The 23,833-nt window shown below is 38.0% G+C and carries 24 protein-coding genes; 12 read left to right on the forward strand and 12 right to left on the reverse strand.

Annotation, left to right across the window (positions count from 1 at the left end):
- Position 1 precedes the first annotated feature (1 nt).
- The gene (gene ubiE / locus DCS32_RS09675) at positions 2-730 is read right to left on the reverse strand and encodes a bifunctional demethylmenaquinone methyltransferase/2-methoxy-6-polyprenyl-1,4-benzoquinol methylase UbiE (protein ID WP_108878081.1); all 729 of its coding nucleotides are present in this window, start codon (positions 728-730) and stop codon (positions 2-4) included.
- Between the two features lie 249 nt (positions 731-979).
- Between ubiE and trkA the strand changes: the two genes are divergently transcribed.
- From trkA to ctlX, 4 genes are all read left to right on the forward strand, one after another.
- On the forward strand, positions 980-2,329 hold the full coding sequence (trkA, locus tag DCS32_RS09680) for a Trk system potassium transporter TrkA (RefSeq protein WP_108878082.1): 1,350 nt from the start codon (positions 980-982) through the stop codon (positions 2,327-2,329).
- 4 nt (positions 2,330-2,333) lie between these two features.
- Positions 2,334-3,830 carry a TrkH family potassium uptake protein gene (locus tag DCS32_RS09685; RefSeq protein WP_108878083.1) on the forward strand — a complete coding sequence of 499 codons (1,497 nt, stop codon included), beginning with the start codon at positions 2,334-2,336 and terminating at the stop codon, positions 3,828-3,830.
- Positions 3,830-4,804 carry a YpdA family putative bacillithiol disulfide reductase gene (locus DCS32_RS09690; protein WP_108878084.1) on the forward strand — a complete coding sequence of 325 codons (975 nt, stop codon included), beginning with the start codon at positions 3,830-3,832 and terminating at the stop codon, positions 4,802-4,804. The genes DCS32_RS09685 and DCS32_RS09690 overlap by 1 nt, the downstream gene beginning before the upstream one ends.
- A gap of 156 nt (positions 4,805-4,960) precedes the next feature.
- Entirely contained in the window at positions 4,961-5,899 is a 939-nt protein-coding gene (gene ctlX, locus DCS32_RS09695) for a citrulline utilization hydrolase CtlX (RefSeq protein WP_108878085.1), read from the forward strand.
- Positions 5,900-6,208: 309 nt separating this feature from the next.
- On the opposite strand, the gene DCS32_RS09700 is transcribed toward ctlX, so the two are convergent.
- The gene (locus tag DCS32_RS09700) at positions 6,209-7,642 is read right to left on the reverse strand and encodes an SDR family oxidoreductase (protein ID WP_108878086.1); all 1,434 of its coding nucleotides are present in this window, start codon (positions 7,640-7,642) and stop codon (positions 6,209-6,211) included.
- 5 nt (positions 7,643-7,647) lie between these two features.
- Entirely contained in the window at positions 7,648-8,079 is a 432-nt protein-coding gene (locus DCS32_RS09705) for a hypothetical protein (RefSeq protein ID WP_108878087.1), read from the reverse strand.
- Between the two features lie 177 nt (positions 8,080-8,256).
- On the opposite strand from DCS32_RS09705, the gene argS reads away from it, so the two are divergent.
- A complete protein-coding gene (argS, locus tag DCS32_RS09710; protein WP_108879275.1) occupies positions 8,257-10,035 on the forward strand; it encodes an arginine--tRNA ligase in 1,779 nt (592 codons plus the stop codon).
- A gap of 70 nt (positions 10,036-10,105) precedes the next feature.
- On the opposite strand, the gene DCS32_RS09715 is transcribed toward argS, so the two are convergent.
- The 3 genes from DCS32_RS09715 to recF are packed head-to-tail and all read right to left on the reverse strand — an operon-like array spanning position 10,106 to position 11,954.
- Complete coding sequence (locus tag DCS32_RS09715) at positions 10,106-10,399, reverse strand: DUF721 domain-containing protein (protein WP_108878088.1); 294 nt, start codon at positions 10,397-10,399, stop codon at positions 10,106-10,108.
- Positions 10,399-10,815: a hypothetical protein gene (locus DCS32_RS09720; RefSeq protein ID WP_162533627.1), complete on the reverse strand. Its 417-nt coding sequence runs from the start codon at positions 10,813-10,815 to the stop codon at positions 10,399-10,401. Before DCS32_RS09720 ends, DCS32_RS09715 begins: the two co-directional genes overlap by 1 nt.
- Positions 10,816-10,862: 47 nt before the next feature.
- A complete protein-coding gene (recF, locus tag DCS32_RS09725; RefSeq protein ID WP_108879276.1) occupies positions 10,863-11,954 on the reverse strand; it encodes a DNA replication/repair protein RecF in 1,092 nt (363 codons plus the stop codon).
- A 143-nt stretch (positions 11,955-12,097) separates the two neighbouring features.
- Between recF and DCS32_RS09730 the strand changes: the two genes are divergently transcribed.
- From DCS32_RS09730 to DCS32_RS09760, 7 genes are all read left to right on the forward strand, one after another.
- Positions 12,098-12,883: a tetratricopeptide repeat protein gene (locus DCS32_RS09730; protein WP_108878090.1), complete on the forward strand. Its 786-nt coding sequence runs from the start codon at positions 12,098-12,100 to the stop codon at positions 12,881-12,883.
- A 50-nt stretch (positions 12,884-12,933) separates the two neighbouring features.
- Positions 12,934-13,431, forward strand: a complete 498-nt coding sequence (gene ribH, locus DCS32_RS09735; RefSeq protein ID WP_108878091.1) for a 6,7-dimethyl-8-ribityllumazine synthase — start codon at positions 12,934-12,936, stop codon at positions 13,429-13,431.
- A gap of 180 nt (positions 13,432-13,611) precedes the next feature.
- A complete protein-coding gene (locus tag DCS32_RS09740; RefSeq protein ID WP_035334344.1) occupies positions 13,612-13,899 on the forward strand; it encodes a hypothetical protein in 288 nt (95 codons plus the stop codon).
- 12 nt (positions 13,900-13,911) lie between these two features.
- Positions 13,912-15,786, forward strand: coding sequence for a DNA mismatch repair endonuclease MutL (gene mutL / locus DCS32_RS09745; protein WP_108878092.1), 1,875 nt, complete (start codon positions 13,912-13,914; stop codon positions 15,784-15,786).
- 2 nt (positions 15,787-15,788) lie between these two features.
- Complete coding sequence (locus tag DCS32_RS09750; RefSeq protein WP_108878093.1) at positions 15,789-16,541, forward strand: rhomboid family intramembrane serine protease; 753 nt, start codon at positions 15,789-15,791, stop codon at positions 16,539-16,541.
- Between the two features lie 9 nt (positions 16,542-16,550).
- Positions 16,551-17,435 (forward strand): rhomboid family intramembrane serine protease, encoded by an 885-nt coding sequence (locus DCS32_RS09755; protein ID WP_108878094.1) that lies wholly within the window; start codon positions 16,551-16,553, stop codon positions 17,433-17,435.
- 3 nt (positions 17,436-17,438) lie between these two features.
- Complete coding sequence (locus tag DCS32_RS09760; RefSeq protein WP_108878095.1) at positions 17,439-18,464, forward strand: endonuclease/exonuclease/phosphatase family protein; 1,026 nt, start codon at positions 17,439-17,441, stop codon at positions 18,462-18,464.
- Here the strand turns inward: DCS32_RS09760 and DCS32_RS09765 are convergent.
- Genes DCS32_RS09765 through DCS32_RS09790 form a run of 6 tightly spaced genes read right to left on the reverse strand, consistent with a single transcriptional unit; the run spans position 18,448 to position 23,735 of the window.
- Positions 18,448-19,083: a WbqC family protein gene (locus tag DCS32_RS09765; protein ID WP_108878096.1), complete on the reverse strand. Its 636-nt coding sequence runs from the start codon at positions 19,081-19,083 to the stop codon at positions 18,448-18,450. The two genes, DCS32_RS09760 and DCS32_RS09765, sit on opposite strands and share 17 nt — an antisense overlap.
- Before the next feature lie 3 nt (positions 19,084-19,086).
- Complete coding sequence (gene lepB / locus DCS32_RS09770) at positions 19,087-20,706, reverse strand: signal peptidase I (protein WP_108878097.1); 1,620 nt, start codon at positions 20,704-20,706, stop codon at positions 19,087-19,089.
- 54 nt (positions 20,707-20,760) lie between these two features.
- Complete coding sequence (dapB, locus tag DCS32_RS09775; RefSeq protein ID WP_108878098.1) at positions 20,761-21,465, reverse strand: 4-hydroxy-tetrahydrodipicolinate reductase; 705 nt, start codon at positions 21,463-21,465, stop codon at positions 20,761-20,763.
- Between the two features lie 3 nt (positions 21,466-21,468).
- A complete protein-coding gene (locus DCS32_RS09780) occupies positions 21,469-22,071 on the reverse strand; it encodes a DUF5683 domain-containing protein (protein ID WP_108878099.1) in 603 nt (200 codons plus the stop codon).
- Positions 22,061-22,966 (reverse strand): ParB/RepB/Spo0J family partition protein, encoded by a 906-nt coding sequence (locus DCS32_RS09785; protein ID WP_108878100.1) that lies wholly within the window; start codon positions 22,964-22,966, stop codon positions 22,061-22,063. The genes DCS32_RS09780 and DCS32_RS09785 overlap by 11 nt, the downstream gene beginning before the upstream one ends.
- Position 22,967: 1 nt before the next feature.
- A complete protein-coding gene (locus DCS32_RS09790) occupies positions 22,968-23,735 on the reverse strand; it encodes a ParA family protein (protein ID WP_013749952.1) in 768 nt (255 codons plus the stop codon).
- Positions 23,736-23,833 lie beyond the last annotated feature (98 nt).

The raw sequence follows: 23,833 nt of genomic DNA on the forward strand, positions 1-23,833 counted from the left end.
ATTATTTTGTAGCAGTATAAATTGTTGCAACTCCAAAGGTTTGGGGTTTGTGTTGCACGTCTTTAAACCCAGTTTTGCGCAAAATATTGTTTAGCTTCTCTCCAAAAGGGAATGCATTTGCACTTTCACTTAGGTAGCCGTAAGCATTTTTATCTTTAGAAAAGAGTTTGCCCACGGTAGGTAAGATTACTTTAGAGTGGAAATTATATCCTTGTTTAAATGGTGTTTTAGTAGGTACAGATGTTTCTAAGATAACAAAGATGCCACCTGGTTTAAGTACTCGTAAAATTTCGGCAAGGCCTTTTTCTAGTGTTTCAAAGTTGCGCACTCCAAAAGCGACTGTGATAGCATCAAAACTACTATCTTCAAAAGGCATATTCTCACTGTCTGCCTGCATCATCTCGATGCGGCTATCTAGTTTTTTTGCTGCTATTTTTTTTCTACCTACAGAGAGCATCCCTTCAGAAATATCTAGTCCCACTAGTCTGCTAGCATTTGTGCTTGCCATATTAATGATGAGGTCTCCGGTACCTGTCGCAATGTCAAGAATGGACGTCGGATTTGTGTCTGCAACTAATTGCACCACCTTTTTACGCCATTTTACATCGATACCAAAAGAGATGACACGATTAAGTCCATCATATTCTCCAGAGATATTATCAAACATCTGCTCGACCTGATCTTTTTTTGATTGCTCAGAAGACTTATAGGGTGTTACTTTCTTAGACATTGCCTTTTTTTTACAAAGATAAGGCTTTCGTCAAAATGTGATTAACCTCACCTAAGGACATTTTGATTGTGCATATTGAGCTATAATTATGACCTTTTAAAGGGATAATGGTGTGCTTTTTATGAAAAGCATTCAAATTTTCGCGAAAGCGAACCAATAAATAAAAGTCCATCAAGAGATTAACGGCTGCATTTTTTTAATCGGCTATCAAAGTATTATCTTTGTAGGCATTTTTGAGCACACCCATTTATGAAAATAATCATTGCAGGAGCAGGAGAAGTAGGCTTTCACTTAGCTAAATTACTCTCTTACGAATCTCAAGATATTACGTTAATTGATACCGATAAAGAAAGTCTTTCTTATGCAGATACCCATCTGGATATTAGGACAATAAAGGGTGATGCGACCTCCATATCGATATTGCAAGATTCTCGCGTAGATGGTGTAGATCTTCTTATTGCGGTAACTGCGAGTGAAACGACTAATATCACGGTATGTGTACTAGCCAAACAGCTAGGTGCAAAGCGTACGATAGCGCGTATTTCTAATACGGAGTTTATAGATAATAAAGAATTAGCCGGTTTTCAAAAGTTTGGTATCGATGAGTTGATATCACCAGAAAGTCTTGCAGCTAGTGAAATTGAGTTACTGCTCAATCAAAGTGGTTTTTCTGATAGTTTTGAGTTTGATAACGGCGCACTTACTATGGTAGGTACTACCTTATCACGCACAGCTTCTTTTGTAGGTAAAAGCGTTAAGGAAGCAGCTAAGATTTTTCCAAAATTACATTTTATGCCTATCGCAATACAGCGAGAAGGTACGCAGTATACACTCATTCCTCGTGGAGATACCATCTTTAAGGAAGGAGATCATATTTACTTTGTAACAGTAAAAGGAGGAGTAGAAGAGATATATAAACTTACAGGTAAAGTAAGACAGCATATAAAGAATGTCATGATCTTAGGTGGTAGTAACATCGGGTCAAAAACTGCCAAAGATCTCTGTAGTAACAGATTTAATGTCAAACTCGTTGAGAAAAATCGCGATAAGGCAATAGATCTTGCAGATTTACTTCCCAAAGCATTAATTATAAATGGTGATGGACGTAATGTAGAGTTGCTAGATGAGGAAAATATACATGATATGGATGCATTTATCTCTGTAACAGGAGATAGTGAGACTAATATTATGTCGTGTCTAGTTGCTAAATCTAAAGGGGTGCAAAAAACAATTGCACTGGTAGAAAACATGGATTACTTCCAGCTCTCACAGAGTATCGGGATTGATACCTTGATTAATAAAAAATTACTAGCGGCAAATAACATTTTTAGATATATCCGTAAAGGGGAAGTAGTAGCGATGACTAAGCTCAACAATATGAATGCTGAGCTACTTGAGTTTATTGTAAAAAACTCATCTGAGGTGCAAGGAAAGCGTATAAAGGATATAGATTTTCCTCGATCTGCTACCATAGCAGGAGTCGTGCGTAATGACCAAGGTCTTATTGCTTTAGGAGATTTTAGAATAGAAGTAGGAGATCGTGTAGTGGTATGCTGTTTACCACGATCGATTAAGAAAGTAGAAGAAATGTTTATCTAGCCCCATGCCTAAACTTAATTACAAGATTATATTTCATTTAATGGGTGTGCTGCTGTTAATCAACGGTGGCTTTATGCTTATATCAGCGCTCGTAAGTTTTATAACGAAGGATGGTGTGATGCTAGAAGTATCTGCAGCGGCGTTAATTACGGCACTTGTGGGTACTTTACTCATGTTTATCACAAGAGGTCACGAAAAAGAACTCAAGAAACGTGAAGGGTATATTATTGTAACTTTTGGTTGGCTTTTTATGTCACTCAGCGGTATGCTACCTTATTTGTTTTCTGGTACTATCCCAGGAGTTGCAAATGCTTTTTTTGAAACGATAAGCGGTTATACAACTACTGGAGCCACAATTTTAAGTGAGATAGAAACATTACCTAAGAGTATTTTGTTCTGGCGTTCTATGACGCACTGGATAGGAGGAATGGGTATTATAGTACTTGCGATAGCAATACTTCCTTTACTGGGAATAGGAGGGATGCAACTCTTTGCAGCCGAAGCTCCAGGTCCTAGTGCAGATAAGTTGCACCCAAGAATTACAGACACTGCAAAACGTCTTTGGTTAATTTATGTGAGTTTTACTGTAATAGAAACCATCTTGCTCAAGCTAGCAGGCATGTCATTTTTTGACGCAATTAATCATGCGTTAAGTACGCTGTCTACAGGTGGATTTTCAACCAAAAATGCAAGTGTTGCATACTGGAATGACAACCCGCTTATACAGTATATAATTATCTTTTTTATGCTTCTTGCAGGTACAAACTTTGTACTTAGTTACTTTGCTTTTAAAGGGAAGATTCAGAAGATATTGAGAGATGAAGAGTTTCGTCTGTACATGGCCTTCGTATTTGGATTTGGGATCATTGCTTCCCTTGTGATTTACTTCAATGTAGATTTAGGAATATCAAGTATTGATCATCCTATGGTATGGGGTAAAGCAGAGGCATCTGTACGTCACGCTTTATTTCAAGTGCTGGCAGTAATTACTACTACTGGTTTTATTACCGCAGATTACACGATGTGGACGCCATTTCTTACTGTTATCTTTTTCGGGTTAATGTTTTTGGGAGGCTCTGCGGGATCTACTTCTGGAGGGATTAAAGTGGTGAGACATTTGCTTACGATACGTAATGCACTTGTAGAGTTTAAAAGAACCTTGCACCCTAACGCAATACTACCTGTACGTTATAACACAAAATCTGTAGATAGATCTATTATCTTTAATATACTCGCGTTCTTTATACTCTATATGCTATCGTGGATTATAGGAGCTAGTGTGCTAGCTTCAATGGGACTCGATTTTAGAACAGCACTTGGAGGCGCAGCCTCTGCGCTAGGAAATGTAGGGCCTGCCTTTGGAGGTCTAGGTCCAGTAGATAATTATGGATGGCTACCGCTTGCAGGAAAGTGGTGGATGGCATTTTTAATGCTCATAGGACGTTTAGAGTTATTTACAGTACTTATTTTACTAACCCCATTTTTCTGGAGAAATAGATAATGTTAGATAAATCATCATACGATCTCGTCATCATAGGAGCGGGTCCTATAGGTCTTGCCTGTGGAATCGCGGCACAAAAAAAAGGACTCAATTATATCATAGTTGAAAAAGGAGTGCTGGTAAATTCTTTGTATAATTTTCCTGAAAACATGACTTTTTTTAGCACCTCTGAGCTTCTGGAAATAGGAGAGGTGCCCTTTGTGTCAGATCGTGATAAGCCAACCAGGAAAGAGTCTCTAGAGTATTACCGTAGAGTCTTAGAAACGTATAAGCTTAATGTGAGCTTATATACAGCTGTAGAAAAAATGACGCCAAAGGATGGTGGTTATGAAATCGTAACAGGCAAGGGTGATGTTTTTACAAAAGCGGTCATTGTTTCAACCGGTTTTTATGACATACCTAGAGAGCTCAATGTTCCAGGTGCAGAGCTGCCTAAAGTCAAGTACTTTTATGACAGTCCGCACCCATATGTAGATCAGCATGTGGTGGTAATAGGTGCTGCAAACTCCGCTTGCGATGTAGCTCTAGAAACCTATTATAAAGGGGCAAAGGTAACCATGGTAGTGCGTGGGTCAGAAATAAATAGCCGAACTAAATATTGGATCAAACCTAATATTGAGAACCGAATTAAGGAAGGTTCCATAAACGCGCACTTTAACTCAGAGGTCGTTGATATCACAGAGAGGGAAGTAACGATTAAGACTCCAAAAGGCTTAGTGACAATCGAGAATGATTTTGTGCTTGCTATGATAGGTTATAAACCTAACTACAAGCTTTTTGAGAATTTAAATCTACCAATAGGGAATGATGATTTTAAAACTCCTATTTATAATGAAGAAACCTTAGAGACACCGCTCAAAAACGTCTTTATTGCTGGTGTAGCTGCAGGAGGTCTTAAGACCAGTAGATTTTTTATAGAAAATACCCGAGTACACGCAGAGATGATTATGGAACATCTAGTGACTAAGCTTTAGAGCTACTTTAACTGTTATTTGTTTCTTAAGTTTTTTGAAAAAAAGTAAGCTGAATCACGCTACATCATCAAGTTTCAAATTAACTTCGCAATCGATATAGAATTTCCTATTTCTAAGCGATTCATGCGCTAGCTATAATTTAAAGAATATAAACTCATGGCATTACGACAAATTACCAATACCATCTTGATGATACGCCCTATCCAGTTTAGAATGAACGAGGAAACGGCAGTAAATAATTATTTTCAGGAAGAGCTTAATCTCAAAAATGAAGAGATTAATAAAAAAGCCCAACAGGAATTTGATGATTTTGTAGCGAAACTGAGATTTGTGGGGGTAAATGTTATTGTGGAAGATGATGACAAGGAGGGTAATACTCCAGACTCTGTATTCCCGAATAACTGGGTTTCTTTTCATGAAAATGGTGATGTTGCATTGTACCCAATGTTTGCCGAAAATAGAAGAAGAGAGCGCAGAGAAGAAGTGCTAATACGACTTGAGAAAGAAGGTTTTGACATTAACAATGTGATTGACTACTCTGAGGCAGAAGAGGAAGATTTTTTCTTAGAAGGTACAGGAAGTATCTTAATGGATCGCCAGAATGAGCGTGCATACTGCGCACTATCTGCAAGAGCAGATGAGCAGCTTTTTATAGAATTTTGTGAGGATTTTGAATATACACCTATTGTCTTTACGGCAAATCAAACTGTAAACGGAGAGCGTCTTCCTATTTATCATACTAATGTGATGATGTGCCTTGCAGAAGAGTTTTGTGTGATCTGTCTTGATACTATCGATGATAAGAAGGAACGTAAAAATGTGTTGAAGCATTTAAAGGCGACTAACAAGGAGATTATAGCAATCACAGAAGATCAAATGCATCACTTTGCAGGAAATATGCTGCAAGTATTAGGAGCAGATGATAAGAAGTATCTTGTGATGAGTGCAGATGCGCATCAAAGCCTTACTTCAGATCAGGTAAAGAAAATAGAAAGACACAGCAAGATTTTAAGTAGTGATCTAGGTACTATTGAAACTTGTGGAGGTGGTAGTGCTCGTTGCATGATGGCAGAAGTTTTTCTACCTAAAAAATAGTGATATCTCGTAGCTGCATCATGAAGGCGGCTAGTTGTAAAATCTATGGTTTGTCTTATTTTATGAATGAACACTGTGTCGTTCATCTAATGCATTGATGAATCATTGGTTTTTAAAAAATAAGACGTTATATTTATCATATAGGCGTTCTGGATATAAGTTTTGAAAGTAGCAATTTTAAAAATGTTTGTAGTTTTCATTTTTATAATTTAACTGCGTAAGCAGTACAGGTAATTTTTTTTAGTAGGATTTAAAAAGGAACCATATAATCTTTCAATCATACTTTTTCTAGTGCGCCTTTTTTATATACTACTTAAATCTTTTAGTAGCTATATTTCTAATCATACCTCCAAAAATAAAGTAGTGAAATGGGAGCATACTGTACCAGTATAATCTGCCAAACAATCCTTTAGGTCTAAAGGTTGCTGTTTGATGCAATACGTCGTTTTCATCTATAGTAAACTCTAGCCAGGCTTCGCCAGGCACTCTCATTTCGGCAAAGAGTAGTAATCTGGGTTCTTCTTTACTTGCTAGTAAAACTCTCCAGAAGTCAAGTACATCGCCGGTGTAAATCTTATTGCTATGCGTTCTCCCTCGGCGCAAGCCTACCCCGCCTGCAAGTTTGTCTATATACCCGCGTATTTTCCAGAGCCAGTCTGCATAATACCAGCCTCTGTCACCACCTATCGCCCAGATATTTTCTAGAGCAAGTTCTTTGTCTTTAAGCTGTATAGTTTGTTTGTCTTTGAGGCACCCATATATAGGTACTTGTATGTATTCTTCTAGGTTCGTTTTGAGTCGGCCACTTACGAGGCTATCTTTCCACGAGCTGGCTACTTGGTTTTGTTCAATTTTGGCGAAAGCCAAATTAATAGCCTCCTCATAAGAAATAGGCGTTATCTGTAGTAAATCTTGTAGCCTCGTATCTTTTGAGACTACCTCTATTTTCATGCTATCTACGAGATTGAGTGCAAGTTTATAAGATGTAGAGGTTATAAAATACAACCAGTAAGAGGATATTTTTGGACTCATAACTGGTACGGTCAGTATGTATAATTTCAAGCCGCGCACTTTTGCATATCGTTGCATCATGTCGCGATACGTGAGTACATCTGGACCGCCTATATCAAACTGGTCATTATATGTTTGCTCGTTACCTAGTACGCCTGTGAGGTATTGCATTACATTACGTATGGCTATGGGTTGGCATTTGGTTTGCACCCATTTTGGAGTAATCATCACTGGTAACTTCTCACATAAATCTCTTATGATTTCAAAAGATGAGCTTCCAGAACCTACTATAATTCCTGCTCTCAATACGGTAAGCGCGGCTTTACCTTTGCGCAATGTAGTCTCTACATTTTGTCTCGATTTTAAGTGCTTGCTTAGCGTTTTATCATTTGCAATACCGCCTAGATAAATGACTTGCTTGCAATTTGTGGGAGCGATGTACTTATTGAAGTTTATTGCCGAAAGTTCTTCTTTCTCGTCAAAATCTGACGTACTTGAGCTCATGGAATGGAGCAAGTAATAAGCTGCATCTATGTCTATTGGTATTTTTGAAATATCTGGTTCGTCTAGAAAGTCAATTTCTACAACGGTGATTTGCTCTCTTATTTTTTTTGATACAGAAAGTCTAGCTTCATTGCGCACCGCGCAAATAACCTCGTGCTTTGCTTCTAGTAACATGGAGAGTAGGCGCATCCCGATATAGCCATTTGCTCCTGTGAGTAAGATTTTCATAAAGTTTAAAGATCGTCTATGTTAGTAGGAGCTTGTGCAGCTTTTTCTTGAAGAATGCGTTTGATAAAGTTGTGCACTTTTTTATCCTTGGCTTTTGCTTCTATCTTAATAAAATAATTGTCACGATAGATGCTATACTCCTCGGCGCGTCCTTTGTATAAGTTTAATTTCCAGTACGGAATTATGAGTGCATAACTGTCTAGCAATGCTCTAAAGCCTACGATAATACCTCGTGGGCGCAACTCTATGTTGCACTTGTTGCGATATTTATCTAGCGCAAGAAAATTTTGAATCTGTACGCTTGATTCTGTGATCACTAGGTGGCCTATTCCTATGCCGCCTTGTTTGATGCGCTCGCGTAGTCCAAAGGCTTCACCCACCTCGGCGTCTATTTTGCGTTTTACATCTGGGTTGTTGTAAGATACATTTAATAGCATTTTTTCTTTTAAAGATACGAGTTTCGCTATGTATTCTGTGCGCTAACTTTCAATTTTCACATATCTTTGTGCTTCACGTAATACCCGTAAATAGGGGATTTTTACGTTTTATAAATGTTTCTATTACGCTTTCGCGAAAGCGTAACAAACCCAACCAGTACCAATCATCAAGAATCTATGTCTTTACAATCTACTATTGAAACTCACGTAAAAGCCGCAGTAAGCCAACTATTCAACGCAACGCTTCCTGAAGTGGAATTTCAAGCTACTCGAAAAGAATTTGAAGGAGATATTACAGTAGTAGTATTCCCGATGCTTAGAGTGGTAAAAGGAAACCCTGTGCAAATAGGGACGCAAATAGGAGAATATCTTGTGGAGAATGTGGCAGAGATCACTGCGTTTAATGTGGTTAAAGGTTTCTTGAACCTTGTTATTGCAGATAGCTTTTACATGTCTTCATTTGCAGACATACAAGCAGCCGAAAATTTTGGAAGAACTCCAGAAGCTGGAAAGGCAGTAATGGTGGAGTACTCATCTCCTAACACAAATAAGCCACTTCACTTAGGTCACGTACGTAATGTATTATTAGGATACTCTGTGTCTGAAATTATTAAAGCTGCAGGATCAAAAGTGTATAAAACACAGATTATTAATGATCGTGGGATTCATATTTGTAAATCTATGCTTGCTTGGGAGCGTTTTGGTAATGGTGAGACGCCAGAGTCGACGGGTCTTAAAGGAGATAAGTTGGTCGGGAATTATTATGTGAAGTTTGACCAAGAATATAAAAAGCAAATAGCAGATTTAATTGCTGCAGGAAAAACTGAAGAAGAAGCAAAGAAGGAAGCACCGCTTATTCTTGAAGCACAAGAAATGCTGCGCATGTGGGAAGCTGGAGATGCTGAGGTTGTTGCCTTGTGGAAGAAGATGAACGAGTGGGTATATGCTGGTTTTGAGGTGACGTATAAAAATATAGGAGTAGATTTTGATAGTTATTATTATGAGAGTAACACATATCTACTTGGGAAAGATAATATAGAAGAAGGTCTTGCAAAGGGAGTTTTTGAGAAAGATCCAGATGGTTCTGTATGGTGTGACCTTACAGAAGATGGACTGGATAGAAAAATTGTATTGCGTGCAGATGGTACAGCAGTATATATGACGCAAGATATAGGAACTGCAATACAACGTGTAAAAGACCATCCAGATGTAGGTGGTATGATTTATACCGTAGGTAACGAGCAGGATTACCACTTTCAAGTATTGTTTTTAATACTTAAAAAGTTAGGATACGACTGGGCAGAAAACCTATTCCACCTAAGTTATGGAATGGTAGATCTTCCTTCTGGAAAAATGAAATCTCGTGAAGGTACCGTAGTAGATGCAGATGATCTTATTAATGAGGTTGCACAAACAGCAGGAGAAATCTCTGAGGAATTAGGTAAGCTAGAAGGCTACTCTGACGAAGAGAAGAAAGCGCTTTATAAGACAATAGGTCTTGGAGCTCTTAAATATTACATATTAAAAGTAGATCCTAAGAAGCGTATTTTATTTGACCCTAAGGAATCTGTAGACTTTCAAGGGAATACAGGTCCATTTATTCAATATACTTACGTACGTATCCAAGCAATCTTGCGTAAAGCAAAAGAGATGGGTGTCCCTGTGGAAGTTGCTCAGGAGAGAACATTGCATCCTAAAGAAAAAGAATTGCTTAAGATTATTCAAGAATATCCTGCAACCATACAGCTTGCTGCAGCACAGAAGAGTCCTGCAATCATAGCCAACTATACCTATGATTTAGTTAAAGAATATAACTCATTCTTCCAGCAAGTACAGATTCTAGGTACAGATAATATAGAGGATCAAAGTTTCCGTGTAGCGCTAAGTAAAGAAGTAGGGCAGGTTATAGAAAGTGCCTTTAATTTACTTGGGATTGAGGTTCCAGAACGTATGTAGAAGGATAATGATATAAAAAAAAAGCGAGACTGAAAGTCTCGTTTTTTTTATGCTTATCTGTTACGGATGCTTACCGCAACACAATCTTTTTTACAACCTCTCTACCTATTTCTTCATTGATCATTTTGAGTATTTTTTCCTTTCCATAAGACAATTCTTCTCTAAAAACAGAAGAGCTTAGGTTTACAAATAGTGTTTCCCTCTCAAAGCGTATGGAAGTAGTGTAGGTCTCAAAAGCAGGATTGAGTGCAAACCATGCACCAGCAACATCTACCTTATCCATTCCTTTGTTGAGTTTATTCTTTTCAACAAATTCTCCTAAGGCTTGACTTATAGATATAGGGTCTGTGTTTCTTTTTGCCATTAATCGAGTGCTAGGGGTGTGTATTTTCTGTAAGTATATATGAGTCCATCTTCATTGATTAAAACAAGCTCATCTGTAGTTGCTTTCTTTACAGTTTCTTGCCAGGTGTCCATTGCGGTAGCATATTCTAGTAGTAATAAATCATCCTTATAAACTACATTGATGTTTTCGCTGGATTGAGACGTTGTAAACTCTCCTACTACGTTAGGTTGTACTTTTTTACGAACACCCTTTCCGTCTGCATTTACTTCAAAGAAGTCAATATTCTGACTCATACTGAACTCTTTTACTTGTCCTGCTGGATTTTCAATAGAAGCTATTTCCCAATAACCGCTTATGTGGCTTAGTTTTTCTTCATTAGACTGTGTGCAGCCTAGAGTGATGGCTAGAATGAGTAGTAGGTATAAATTTTTCACGAAAGTGTAGTAAAAGTTGAAATGCAAAATACGATAAAAAGAATGTCTTATAGAGCGCGTTCCAGATGAAAAAGCTCATAACTCTGATGAATATTTTTAACCACACTTTCTGTACGTTCCGGATGGGTGTCACTTATAAATAGTTGGCCAAAATCATTGGTGTTTACTAGTTCGATGATATGTTGCACGCGGCTTTCATCTAGCTTGTCAAAAATATCATCAAGTAGCAGTAGCGGCGTGGTGCCACTTTCTTGTTTTATAAAGTCAAACTGCGCTAGTTTTAAGGCAATGAGATATGATTTTTGCTGACCTTGACTTCCAAATTTCTTTACGGGATGACCGTTAATTTCAAATTGGAGATCATCTTTATGAATACCTACGCTTGTGTATTGCAAGGATCGATCTTTTGCTAGCGAATTAGTAAGAGAGTGCTTGAGCGGCATGTCACTCAGTGTACTGCTGTAGGTAAGTGTCACATGCTCTGTGCCGCCACTTATCGCTTTGTAGCGCTCGTTAAATATAGGAGCAAAACGTTCTAAAAACTGTTTACGCTTTTCAAAAATAGGAGTTCCAAAGCCTTCTAGTTGTTCATTGTAAACAGCGAGTGTATCTGCATTAAAGGTGCTATTTGCTGCAAAATATTTGAGCAGCGCATTTCTTTGGGTAAGTATTTTGGTATATCCTAGTAGGTTAGACAGGTAACTTTTGTCACTTTGTGAGATTACGCCGTCTATAAATTTACGACGGGTGTCGCTTCCTTCGGTAATTAGATCTCTATCTGCAGGAGAAATAATGACAAGTGGTAAGAAACCTATGTGATCTGCAAAGCGTTCGTATACCTTAGCATTGCGTTTTATAACTTTCTTGCTGCCTTTTTTTGCACTTACAACAACTTTCTCTTCTCGGTTATCTTTGTCGTAAACTCCATTAACCACAAAGAAGTCTGCATTGTGATTTATGTTCTGACTAGTAACCGGATTAAAGTAGCTTTTACCAAAGGATAAGTGGTAAATCGCATCGAGTATATTAGTCTTCCCCACGCCGTTATTTCCGACGAAACAATTTATTTTTGCATCAAAGGTAAAGTCCTTGGACTCAAAATTCTTGTAGTTGATAAGAGAGAGAGATTTCAGAATCATAGGGTGGTGTAGGTGTGCAACGCTTTTACAAAAGCTTAGTACATCTAGTAATAGTGCTTTATTGGTCTTCAAAATTAAGCATTAATTTCCCTTTCATAATTCAATAAATATTATATTTTTGCCCGACTAATAAACGACGAAATATGGCAACATATAATAAAAGAGGATATAAATCGAAAACAAAGCCTGAAAAGGAAGAAGTTGAAGAGTTTATAGATGATAGCGAAAGCACAACGGCTGAAGTCTTTGGATCACTAGATGAAGGAGCGAATAAAGCAGAGGAGTGGTTTGAAAAAAACCAAAAACCTGTAATAGGAGTTATCATAGCTATCCTTGTGATTGCTTTATTGTACCTAGCATACAGTAAATTTGTTGCAGAACCTGCAAGAGCAGAAGCAGCAAATGAGCTTGTAGTTGCTCAAGAAAGTTTTACAACAGCACTGGAAGCAACAAATACTTCTGTTAAAGATTCACTATACATGGTGGCACTTAATGGAAAGAACGGTAAGTACGGTCTTCTAGATGTAGCAGATAACTATGGAGGTACTCCTTCTGGTAACCTTGCTCACTATTATGCTGGGATGTCTTACCTTGAAATTAAAGATTATCAAAATGCAATTACTCACTTGCAAGATTTTTCTAGTGATGATAAAATGCTAGCGCCACTTGCAAAAGGAGCAATAGGTGATGCATTCATGCAACTAGGTCAAGCAGATGAGGCTCTTGATTATTATGAGAAAGCAGCAGGGATGAACGCAAATGACTTTACAACACCACGTTTCTTATTTAAAGCAGGTGTAGCAGCAATCGATCTAGGAAAGATGGATGCAGCAGTGAAGCATCTTACTCGTATTAAAGAAGAGTATGCAACATCTGAGTATGCAAGTCAAGTAGACTTATACTTAGGTCGCGCGCAAGCAGCAAAATAACATAGACTAGCGCATTTAAAGCGCTTTGTACTATAACATAAATTACTATTATGGCAACAGCAGGTAACAACCTCTCGGCCTATGATAAAGCAACCATCCCAAACTCGAAAGACTTCAAGTTTGGGATTGTTGTTTCTGAGTGGAACGATGAGATCACAGAAGGACTCTTTAAAGGCGCATTTGACGCTTTAAAGGATTGTGGGGCAATTAACGACAATATTGTACGCTGGAATGTTCCAGGAGCCTTTGAGCTCATCTATGGAGCTAAAAAGATGACACAGGCATATGACATGCTAGATGCTGTTATCGTTATCGGTACCGTGATTCAAGGTGAGACTAAGCATTTTGATTTCGTATGCGAGGGAGTGACTCAAGGAATTAAGGACCTGAACTTGCAACAAGATATTCCTGTGATTTTCTGTGTACTTACAGATAATAACATAGAGCAGTCTAGAGCTCGTAGTGGCGGTATACACGGCAATAAAGGAACAGAAGCAGCAATTGCAGCTATAAAAATGGCGCAATTGAGAAAAGATGCAAAGTTCTAAATTTTGTAGGGTTACGCTTTCGCGAAAGCGTAATAAACAAACAACAATCTATTATATCTCATAGTAGTTGTCGTGCTATTTGTGGTTCCTTTTGATATGATTGTTCTTAATTCTCTAGGGAGAATCAATGGAACGGTACGCTTTTTGGATACGAAATTGTATCTTTGAAACAATAGTATTATGGGAATTATAAAACGCACAAACAAGAAGTATAGTTACGAGCCGCGCTATTATAATAGCGATAAGGAAGGGAGCCCTTTTAAGATAGAAGGGCGCTTTGATGAGCACCGTAAAACGCTCGACTACAACGGCGGGCTAAAGAAAAAAATTACTACTGCGTGGGACGAGCTCCAAGAAAGTCGTAAAGGTGGATATAACCGTACAATCGCCATTATATTCATTCTCATGGTATTATTATTTCTTTGGATTATAGACTTCGACTTATCCATATTTACAAATCCGCTATAACCGTAAGTCCTAATGGCAGACATTATTAAACTCTTACCCGATCACGTAGCAAACCAGATCGCTGCGGGAGAAGTTGTGCAACGTCCAGCTTCTGTGGTTAAGGAATTACTTGAGAATGCTATAGATGCAGGAGCGTCTACCATTAAACTTATAGTAAAAGATGCTGGTAAAACCCTAATCCAGATTATAGATGATGGAAAAGGAATGAGTGATACCGATGCTCGCATGAGTTTTGAACGTCACGCGACATCTAAGATTACTACAGCAGATGATTTATTCAATTTAAACACAAAAGGTTTTCGTGGGGAAGCACTCGCATCTATTGCGGCAGTTGCTCACGTAGAACTTAAGACGCGTCCAGAAGGAGCAGAGGTAGGAACGCGCATAGAGATAGAAGGTAGTAAAATTAATGCACAAGAGGTTTGTGCTACGCCTAAGGGAACTTCGCTTTCTGTAAAAAATCTATTTTTTAATATCCCAGCGAGACGTAATTTTTTAAAATCTAATAGTGTTGAGCTACGTCATGTAATTGACGAGTTTCAACGAGTTTCACTAGCACATCCAGATATTGCTTTTGCAATGTATCACAATGAGGGCGAGTTGTTTCAATTACCACAAGGGAATCTCAAACAACGTATTGTGGCTATTTTTGGAGGTAAGACTAATGAGAAATTAGTTCCTGTTCAAGAAGAGACAGACATTCTTACCATAAACGGATTTGTAGTAAAACCTGAGTTTTCTAAGAAGACACGAGGGGAGCAGTTTTTCTTTGTAAATGATCGCTTTATAAAAAGTCCATATCTTAATCATGCTGTAACGGCAGCTTTTGATGGACTTTTGCCAGATAGAGCGAGAGCAAGTTACTTTTTATATTTAAAGGTAGATCCAAGTACGATTGATATCAATATACACCCTACCAAGACAGAGATAAAGTTTGATGATGAGCATGCATTATATGCAATGCTGCGTAGTACCATCAAGCATAGTTTAGGGCAATTTAGTATTGCGCCGGTGCTCGATTTTAATCGCGATAGCGAACTTGATACTCCTTATGATTATAAAAACAAGGGTATTGTAACGCCTAAGATAGAAGTAGACCGAACATTTAATCCTTTTGAAAACGTAGCACCACCAAAACGTGGAGCGCAACGTCCAGAATTTGAGAAACCTAGTGCTGCTGGGTGGGAGAATATGTATGAAGGGATGGAATCTCAGGCAACTGCAACAAGTACGATGACTTTTGAGAAAGAGGTGAGTACTCCAGATATGTTTGAGAGCGGACTTAATGGTGCTAAGCATAGTACCCCGACTTCGTCTTCTCAAAATGAATCATCTACCTATCAACTTAATAATAAGTATATAGTTAGTACCATCAAAAGTGGGATGGTGATTATAGATCAGCATAGAGCGCACCAGCGTGTCCTTTATGAAGAGTTCTTGCGCAACATCACGGTAAAGGAATCTGTAAGTCAGCAGTTGTTATTTCCTTTAACGCTAGCTTACAGTACTACAGAGCTAGCGCTTATAGAAGAACTCAAAGCTGGTCTAGAAAACACAGGTTTTATCTTTGGGACTATAAGCGGAGATATTCTTGAAATAAACGGAATTCCTACTTCTATCACAGAGAGCCAAGTGCCAGTGGTAATAGATCAATTATTAAGTGATCTTGAAAATGAGGTGCCAGATAGTGGCTTTAGTCAAACGGATACACTAGCCAAGAGTATGGCAAAAAGTCTAGCTGTAAAAGGTGGCGTTTCATTAGATAGTGCATCTAGAGAGCATCTAGTAAATAGCCTTTTTGCTTGTAAAGAACCGAGTATTTCACCTACTAATCGCAAGACGTTTGTGACAATGACAAGTGAAGACTTAGAAAGAAAATTTAAGTAGGTATGGGAAGAATAACTGAAACAGTAAAAATACTACTGATAGTTAATGTGATTTTCTATCTAGGATCTCTGTTTATTATTAAACCAGATCCAGCGATGCAACTATTTGCATTGTGGTTTGTAGAGCATCCTAGCTGGCAAGTGTGGCAACCACTTACGCATATGTTTATGCATGATATGGGGAGCCCTATGCACATAATTTTTAATATGTATGCACTTTGGATGTTTGGAAGCCCCATAGAAAATGCACTTGGACAAAAGCGATTTATATTCTTTTATTTTTCGGCAGGTCTTGGAGCAGCTCTGATACATACACTCGTCAACTATTATCATTTTAATAGCGCGAGTGATGCTATAATGGCTTTAGGTTTTAATGCAAGCCAGATAAAAGAGATGACTACTAGTTTGTCGTCTCTTAATGGATATGTAAATGCAGGGAAAATACCACTCGAATTAGGGCAGGAGTTATATAACTCATTCTATGTTCCCGCAGTAGGAGCTTCAGGTGCAATAATGGGGCTTTTGGTAGCGTTTGGGATGTTATTTCCTAATGCTTCATTGGGATTATTATTTATTCCTGTTCCTATCAAGGCAAAATACTTTATCCCTATCATTGTAGGGATAGATTTATTTTCTGGTGTAACTGGTTTCTCAATTTTTGGGGCAAACATTGCACATTGGGCTCACTTTGGAGGTGCTTTATTTGGGTTTGTAATGATGTTCTACTGGAAGAAACAAGGATTAGGTCAATATTGATTTTTACATATGGCAAATACATCACTAGCATATAAATATAGTACCGCAAACATTGCAATCAAATTGATTGTAATCAATGTAGCTGTGTACTTACTTTTTAATATCGTTCCATGGATATCTGGTTTAGGATCAGATTTCTTTAGTAGATACTTTGTATTGCCATCAGACTTTGTGAGATTCTTACAGCAGCCGTGGAGTATACTTACGTATGCTTTTTTACATGCTGGTTTTGGACATCTATTCTGGAATATGGTCTGGCTTTATGTTTTCTCAAGGTTTGTATTAAACATTTTTTCTGAAAAGAAATTTATAGCAATTTACCTCTTAGGAGCTATCGCTGGAGGAACACTTTTTGCATTATTATATAATGTACTTCCGGCATTTAGAGGAACAGGTGTGTTACTAGGTGCGAGTGCAGCTGTAAATGCAATTGTAGTCTTCATAGGTACATACACACCTAATGCAGAGATAAGGATATTTACATTTAACATCAAGCTATGGTGGATTGCAGTATTTGTAGTGCTTAGAGACCTATTAATGCTAGATTCTGGAAACGCTGGCGGATTAATATCTCACTTAGGTGGTGCGGCTTTTGGGTTTATATATGCAAAGCAATTACTTAAAGGTAATGATATTGGATTGTGGTTTGAAAAAATAATGGATTCAGTGACAAGTTGGTTTACTAAAACACCTAAAAAAGAAAAGAAATCTCCACTACGCACGGTACATAGAACAGCAAAGAATGCAGGTTCTAAGACCAGAAGTACTGCAACTGGATCAAAATCTGAGCAGCAGCAACGCATAGATGCTATTCTAGATAAAATTAGCAAAAGTGGTTACGACAGTCTGTCTAAGGCTGAGAAAGACTTTTTATTTAAAGCCGGTAAGGAATAAGAGATGAAAAAGCTCGAATTCTTCGGTAAGATTATCTTCTTCGTAAATAGCATATTTGCCGTACTCCTACTAGCTAGTTATTTATTACCATTTATACCTCCCCACATTTTCCCAGCACTTTCTGTGCTTAGCCTTGTGCTTCCTGTATTGCTTATCATCAACTTTTTATTCTTGATGTATTGGCTTTTCAGAGGAAGGAAGCAATTGTTATTATCTGCTATTATTCTAGCCTTAGGGATTACACATATTTTCTCTCTTGTACGTATAGGTGGAGGTGAGGATATAGATGATGGAACCACATTAAAGGTGCTTACCTATAATGTGCGACAGTTTAACATTCATGGTTGGTCTGATGAGGTGAAAGTAGGTGAACGTACCATACAGCTAATTTCAGATAAAGATCCCGATGTCGTTTCCTTTCAAGAATATTATCCAGGATTTAAACCTGATGAAAGGGTTTATCGCTATGAGTATAAAGTGATGAAATCACCAAGCAAATCTTTCGGTCAGGTGATTTTTTCAAAATATCCAATTATCAATAGTGGTTCATTGGATTTTGAGAATACAGGTAATAATGGGATTTACGCAGATATAGCGACTGCTACTGATACAGTAAGAGTGTATAATATGCATTTTCAATCATTCAGTTTATCTCCTAATCTAGCAAACTTGCAAAAGGAGAACTCAAAAAAATTATTGGGTAGATTAGGTCAAGCTTTTGAAAAGCAAGAAACTCAGGTTGCTAAGTTTTTAAATAGCGAAGTTACATCTCCTTACCCGGTTATCGTAACTGGCGATTTTAATAACAGCGCTACTTCTTATATGTATCGCAAGGTGAAAGGTGATAAGATTGATGCTTTCGCGAAAGCGGGATCAGGAACAGGAGCAACCTTCTGGTTTGACATCATTCCTTTGCGTATAGACTTTATCTTAGTAGATGAGTCTTTACCGGTTACAAACTTTGAAACCTACGATGTAGATTTAAGTGATCACAAGCCTTCTATGGCGACTTTTATGCTAGCTCATTAGATAGGTCAACCTTAGCTAGATAATCTTGTGCGCTAGGGCCGAGATTGAATAGTAAGTCAAGAATAGTTAGGTTAGATAAATAGCCATGATTCTCGTTAAAGAGTTGGTGATATGCTGGTAAAGGATAGCTCGGTTCTTTTTTTGCTTGAACGAGATGTCTATAATCTAATTGTTTAGGATTTTTAAAAAACTCTTCAGTAAGAATAGGTGTGATTTCTAATTGCAAGCACTCCATAATAACAGCATGACAAGCGTTGTTAAAGTCTATAAGGCTATCATAAGTGGTATGATATAAATGCTCAAAATCGTCCTCATAATACTCAAAGTATGGTGAGGTTTGATATGCAATTTTAAGAGACCTCCAGTGATCACGCTGCCAGTGAAATTTATTCTCAATCTTCACATCATAATACTGCTGGCGCTCACTCTTATCCTTTCGGTGAAGAATAGGAATAATGAGTGTTAACTCACCAGTAGATGTAGCAATCTTCATACGCGTGCGGTACGATTGCTTTTGAAAATTCCCCTTAGCTTCAATGTGAAGTTGTTCGGTTTGATAAATTACTGCGTATTGTATAATAGGAGCACAGTAGCCTACGGTAATAAGAGCTGGTTTCATAAATTACTTCTTAGCCTGTTTTTTCTTTCTAAAGAAAGACCATCCTATGTATAATAATAAGGCTCCTAAAAACCAGTAGCGGTAACTTACTAAAGGTCCATTACCACCTACGGTTGTAAATACACGATCCCATCGTATTCCGTTAAAACCAGGAACGTTTGCGTCTTTACTAAACCATACAAACACAGGCTTACCTACTACGTGATTAAAAGGAACGTAACCCCACGCTCTCGCATCTTGCGAGTTGTGACGGTTATCACCCATTAACCAATAATAATCTTGCTCAAAAGTATACTCGGTAAGAGGCTTGCCATTCATTAATATCTGATTGCCGTTAACCGTGATTTCACGTTCTCTACCCATTTCATAACCTTCATACACTTCAATAATACGCTGGTAATAAGGAAGACTTTCTGAGTTTATAGCTACCGTTGTACCTTCTTCTGGAATGTAAATAGGTCCAAAGTTATCTACACTAGAAGCTCGGCCTGGCATAGCTCCAAAGATCCCTGTGTTATTTTCTCTAACATCATATTGTGTGCGTTCAACACTTATGATATTAGCATTGTTTTTTAATTTTTCAATGGCTGCCTCACTTGCGTGTGCCATGTGTTCATAAGGTCCATTCGGTCCTTCTGCTCCAGATAAATAAATATCAGAAATCTCATAGCGACCATTCACTAGATCTGTAGGTACTACATAATTCCCATTTACATCTGTAGCGCGTTTTACGAGTAGCTCCTTAGATACAATCTTATAGCTAAACTGAATTCGCGCGCGATCAGGAAGATCATTTTGTTCACCATTAATAAATACATAACCATCGCGTACTTCTAGAGAATCTCCAGGCACTCCTACAGCTCTCTTCACATAGTTAGACTTCTTATCAATAGGCTTGCGCACGCTACCACGCATGTGCCCAGGTGTAATATCTGTAAGCGTATCAACTGGCCAGTTAAAAACTACAATATCATTACGCTTGATATCTTGAAAACCAGGAAGTCTAAAGTAAGGTAATTGTGGTCTCGATAAGTAACTCTTGGTTTTTGTACCGTAAATGGTGTCATGTAGCATAGGTGTTGCTACGGTAGTGATAGGTGTTCTCGCTCCGTAATGAAATTTACTTACGAATAACCAATCGCCTACAAGTAATGTTTTCTCTAGTGATGAAGATGGGATTACAAAAGGTTGCATGAAATATGTATGCACTAATGTCGCAGCTACTATTGCAAACAGCAATGAACTTGTCCATTCTCCACTAGACGATTTAGGATTAATATCTCTATCGTGTTTGTGTGGAGCATCTGTTGCATAATTGATGTAGTATAAATACAATCCTCCTGTGAGCACCGTAAGCGCTGTATCTTTAAACGTGTTAAAGCCAAATGATCTAGCAGTCTCTACCCATACGACAGGTATCATAATAAGGTTTACGATAGGTACAAATAACAAAATTGTCCACCACTTAGGACGGTTTATAATACCCATGAGTACTACGGCATTGTAAACTGGTACTGCTGCTTCCCATGCCTTACGACCAGCGCGTACGTAGAGTTTCCAAGTTCCAGCAAAGTGTACTGCTTGAACGATTAGAAAAAATATAAACCATTGTATAAGTGTCATCTGTAATATTTTGAATCTGTAAGTTGGTCTTACGTTATTAGATAATGTTACAAGTTAAAGACCTAAAACGTCTCTCATAGTGAAAACTCCTTGTTTTCCTTGTAACCATTCTGCTGCAACTACGGCTCCTAAAGCAAATCCATGTCTAGAGTGTGCTTCGTGGCTTAGGGTGATTGTGTCTATCTCACTTTTGTAGTTGATAATATGTGTGCCGGGCACAGTCCCTTCCCTTTCGGCAGAAATTGGGAGGTGATCTTCTTGTATGTTCTGTCCTTCATTGAGATCCCAAGCTGTATAATCTGATGCTTCAATAATACCTTCTGCTAGTGTAATAGCGGTGCCGCTAGGTGCGTCTAGTTTTTGAGTGTGGTGTATCTCCGTCATATCGACTTTATAGTCTTTATGAGGCGCCATGATAGCTGCTAATTTTCTATTAAATTCAAAAAATAAATTAACGCCTACGCTAAAGTTTGAAGCGTAAATAAATCCACCTTTGTTTTTAGTGCAAAAAGCAACCATATCTTGATAGTTGTCTAGCCAACCTGTAGTCCCAGAAACAACGGGTACTCCTGCTTCAAAACATTTTGTAAGATGATCTACAGCGCTATCTGGAATGCTAAAGTCAATCGCAACATCTGCATCTGCTAGTGTAAAGCTCTCAGGAGAGTTTACTCTTGCTACAATCTCGTGACCTCTATCTGTTGCAATGCTTTCAATGGTTTTACCCATTTTCCCATAGCCTAGGAGTGCTATTTTCATATACTAAAACTTGTAATTAAAAGAGAGTCCATAATTCATGGTCTGCCCTAAGTCGTCAAAATAAAGTGCTGGACCAAAGGTCAAATCATCATCCACATCATATTGTGATAAGTGTGCATCCACATTTGCCTCTATAATCTGGAGAATATAAACCCCAGCCGAAACTAAGATAAAAAGATCTCTTCTTCTTCTAAATTGATCTTGACCATTAATAAGTGCATCATCAGAAAAGATTTCGGTAGTAGTACCATCTTCATTGATTCTGGTAAACTCGTCTATACGACCAGCGAGTCTTTCCTTAAAGGCTGTTCTAAAACGTTCTGATTGATTACCATTAAAGGAGACACCATATATGGTAGAGCCCAGAGCTCCATATACTAATGGAAGTTTCCAGTAATCTTTATTATAAATTTGACCTAGACCAGGAAGTACGGCACCGTAAAAGGCGGCTTTAGCCGGTCTCAATGGGTCGTAAGGTTTTTTGCTAGATACGCCTTCTACCTCATCTGCATCTATGATAGTTTCTGCAGGAGCGTCTTGTTGCGCTTTCGCGAAAGCGTAAAAACACAATAAAAAAACCAGTAAGAGGTATTTGTTATTTTTCACCTCTAATTAGTTTCTGTAAGCGATTAAAGTCCTCTTCTGAAGAAAAAGGAATAGAAATTTTTCCGCGACCATTTTTTGCCACTTTGATATCTACTTTTGCTCCAAAGTACTCGGCAAAGTCTTTAGTTCCTTTTTTAATGAACTTAGGAGTTTCTTCCTTTTGCTCTGTAGGTGTTTCAATAGTAGAGGTAGCATGGTAATTCTTTACCAGTGCCTCAGTCTGTCTTACCGAAAGTTTTTCTTGTAAGATTTTTTCATAAATATCTAGCTGGTCACTAGTATCATCTACATTGATAAGTGCGCGACCGTGTCCCATAGACAAGAAGCCATCACGCATTCCCGTTTGTACAATAGGATCTAGTTTTAATAAACGTAAGTAATTTGTGATTGTAGATCTATTTTTACCCACGCGATCACTCATTTGTTCCTGCGTAAGGTTAATTTCATCAATTAATCGCTGGTAAGAAAGTGCGATTTCTATAGGGTCAAGATCTTGTCGCTGTATATTTTCAACAAGAGCCATCGTGAGACTCTCATTATCATTTGCAATACGTATGTATGCAGGAATGGTAGCATTACCTATTAACTTTGAAGCTCTGTAACGACGCTCTCCAGAAACCAATTGGTACTTTCCGAAACTCATCTTACGCACCGTAATAGGCTGTATAACGCCTAGTTCGCGTATAGATGAAGCAAGCTCTCTTAAAGTTTCCTCATTAAAGCTTGTACGAGGTTGAAAAGGATTAACATCAATATCACCTAGATCGAGCTCGATGATATTACCTACAACCTTGTCTGCATTTTTATCTTCGGCACTCTTAATGTCGTTTTCTGGATCTTTGAGTAATGCCGAAAGTCCGCGACCTAGCGCTTGTTTTTTTGTTGCTTTAGCCATTCTAGCTATTATTTTTTGTAATAAGTTCTTGAGCTAGGCTCAAGTAATTAGTTGCTCCTTTACTTGCTGCATCGTAGTTAATAATACTTTCACCATAACTAGGTGCCTCACTTAAACGTACGTTACGTTGTATGATTGTCTCAAAAACCATTTCACTAAAATGTTTTTGAACCTCTTCAACAACTTGATTAGATAATCGTAGTCTTGAATCAAACATTGTGAGTAAAAGCCCTTCGATATCTAAATCTGGGTTGTGAATCTTTTGAACACTTTTTATAGTGTTTAACAATTTCCCTAATCCCTCTAGTGCAAAATACTCGCATTGAATTGGGATAATTACAGAATCTGCCGCTGTAAGCGCATTAAGTGTAAGTAAGCCCAGTGATGGTGCGCAATCTATAAGTATGTAGTCATACTTATCTCTAAGGTGACCTATCGCTTTCTTCATCATGTACTCACGAGCCTCCTTATCTACAAGTTCTATTTCTATAGCAACAAGGTCAATGTGTGCAGGAATGATATCAAGGTTAGGTGAAGACGTCTTTATAATCGCCTCCTCTGCATTATTAGTATGCTCTAGTAGTTGGTATGTTCCTACCTCTACGGTTTCTACATCAATGCCTAGTCCAGAGGTTGCATTAGCCTGAGGATCTGCGTCAATAAGGAGTACTTTTTTCTCTAGCACGCCTAGTGAGGCAGCGAGATTAACAGAAGTAGTGGTCTTGCCTACACCACCTTTTTGGTTTGCAATAGCAATTATTTTACCCATAAAATTTGAGGACGATTAGGAGGTAAAAATACAATTTAAAATGGGTAATTGAAATGGATTAGAAATGAAAAAGCCGAGAAGAATATTCTCGGCTCATC

The sequence above is a fragment of the Dokdonia sp. Dokd-P16 genome (genome assembly GCF_003095655.1).
Classification (GTDB): domain Bacteria; phylum Bacteroidota; class Bacteroidia; order Flavobacteriales; family Flavobacteriaceae; genus Dokdonia.

Coding starts and splice junctions, on each gene's coding strand:
- ubiE (WP_108878081.1), bottom strand. CDS start 730: ATGTCTAAGAAAGTAACACCCTATAAGTCTTCTGAGCAATCAAAAAAA.
- trkA (WP_108878082.1), top strand. CDS start 980: ATGAAAATAATCATTGCAGGAGCAGGAGAAGTAGGCTTTCACTTAGCT.
- DCS32_RS09685 (WP_108878083.1), top strand. CDS start 2,334: ATGCCTAAACTTAATTACAAGATTATATTTCATTTAATGGGTGTGCTG.
- DCS32_RS09690 (WP_108878084.1), top strand. CDS start 3,830: ATGTTAGATAAATCATCATACGATCTCGTCATCATAGGAGCGGGTCCT.
- ctlX (WP_108878085.1), top strand. CDS start 4,961: ATGGCATTACGACAAATTACCAATACCATCTTGATGATACGCCCTATC.
- DCS32_RS09700 (WP_108878086.1), bottom strand. CDS start 7,642: ATGAAAATCTTACTCACAGGAGCAAATGGCTATATCGGGATGCGCCTA.
- DCS32_RS09705 (WP_108878087.1), bottom strand. CDS start 8,079: ATGCTATTAAATGTATCTTACAACAACCCAGATGTAAAACGCAAAATA.
- argS (WP_108879275.1), top strand. CDS start 8,257: ATGTCTTTACAATCTACTATTGAAACTCACGTAAAAGCCGCAGTAAGC.
- DCS32_RS09715 (WP_108878088.1), bottom strand. CDS start 10,399: ATGGCAAAAAGAAACACAGACCCTATATCTATAAGTCAAGCCTTAGGA.
- recF (WP_108879276.1), bottom strand. CDS start 11,954: ATGATTCTGAAATCTCTCTCTCTTATCAACTACAAGAATTTTGAGTCC.
- DCS32_RS09730 (WP_108878090.1), top strand. CDS start 12,098: ATGGCAACATATAATAAAAGAGGATATAAATCGAAAACAAAGCCTGAA.
- ribH (WP_108878091.1), top strand. CDS start 12,934: ATGGCAACAGCAGGTAACAACCTCTCGGCCTATGATAAAGCAACCATC.
- DCS32_RS09740 (WP_035334344.1), top strand. CDS start 13,612: ATGGGAATTATAAAACGCACAAACAAGAAGTATAGTTACGAGCCGCGC.
- mutL (WP_108878092.1), top strand. CDS start 13,912: ATGGCAGACATTATTAAACTCTTACCCGATCACGTAGCAAACCAGATC.
- DCS32_RS09750 (WP_108878093.1), top strand. CDS start 15,789: ATGGGAAGAATAACTGAAACAGTAAAAATACTACTGATAGTTAATGTG.
- DCS32_RS09755 (WP_108878094.1), top strand. CDS start 16,551: ATGGCAAATACATCACTAGCATATAAATATAGTACCGCAAACATTGCA.
- DCS32_RS09760 (WP_108878095.1), top strand. CDS start 17,439: ATGAAAAAGCTCGAATTCTTCGGTAAGATTATCTTCTTCGTAAATAGC.
- DCS32_RS09765 (WP_108878096.1), bottom strand. CDS start 19,083: ATGAAACCAGCTCTTATTACCGTAGGCTACTGTGCTCCTATTATACAA.
- lepB (WP_108878097.1), bottom strand. CDS start 20,706: ATGACACTTATACAATGGTTTATATTTTTTCTAATCGTTCAAGCAGTA.
- dapB (WP_108878098.1), bottom strand. CDS start 21,465: ATGAAAATAGCACTCCTAGGCTATGGGAAAATGGGTAAAACCATTGAA.
- DCS32_RS09785 (WP_108878100.1), bottom strand. CDS start 22,966: ATGGCTAAAGCAACAAAAAAACAAGCGCTAGGTCGCGGACTTTCGGCA.
- DCS32_RS09790 (WP_013749952.1), bottom strand. CDS start 23,735: ATGGGTAAAATAATTGCTATTGCAAACCAAAAAGGTGGTGTAGGCAAG.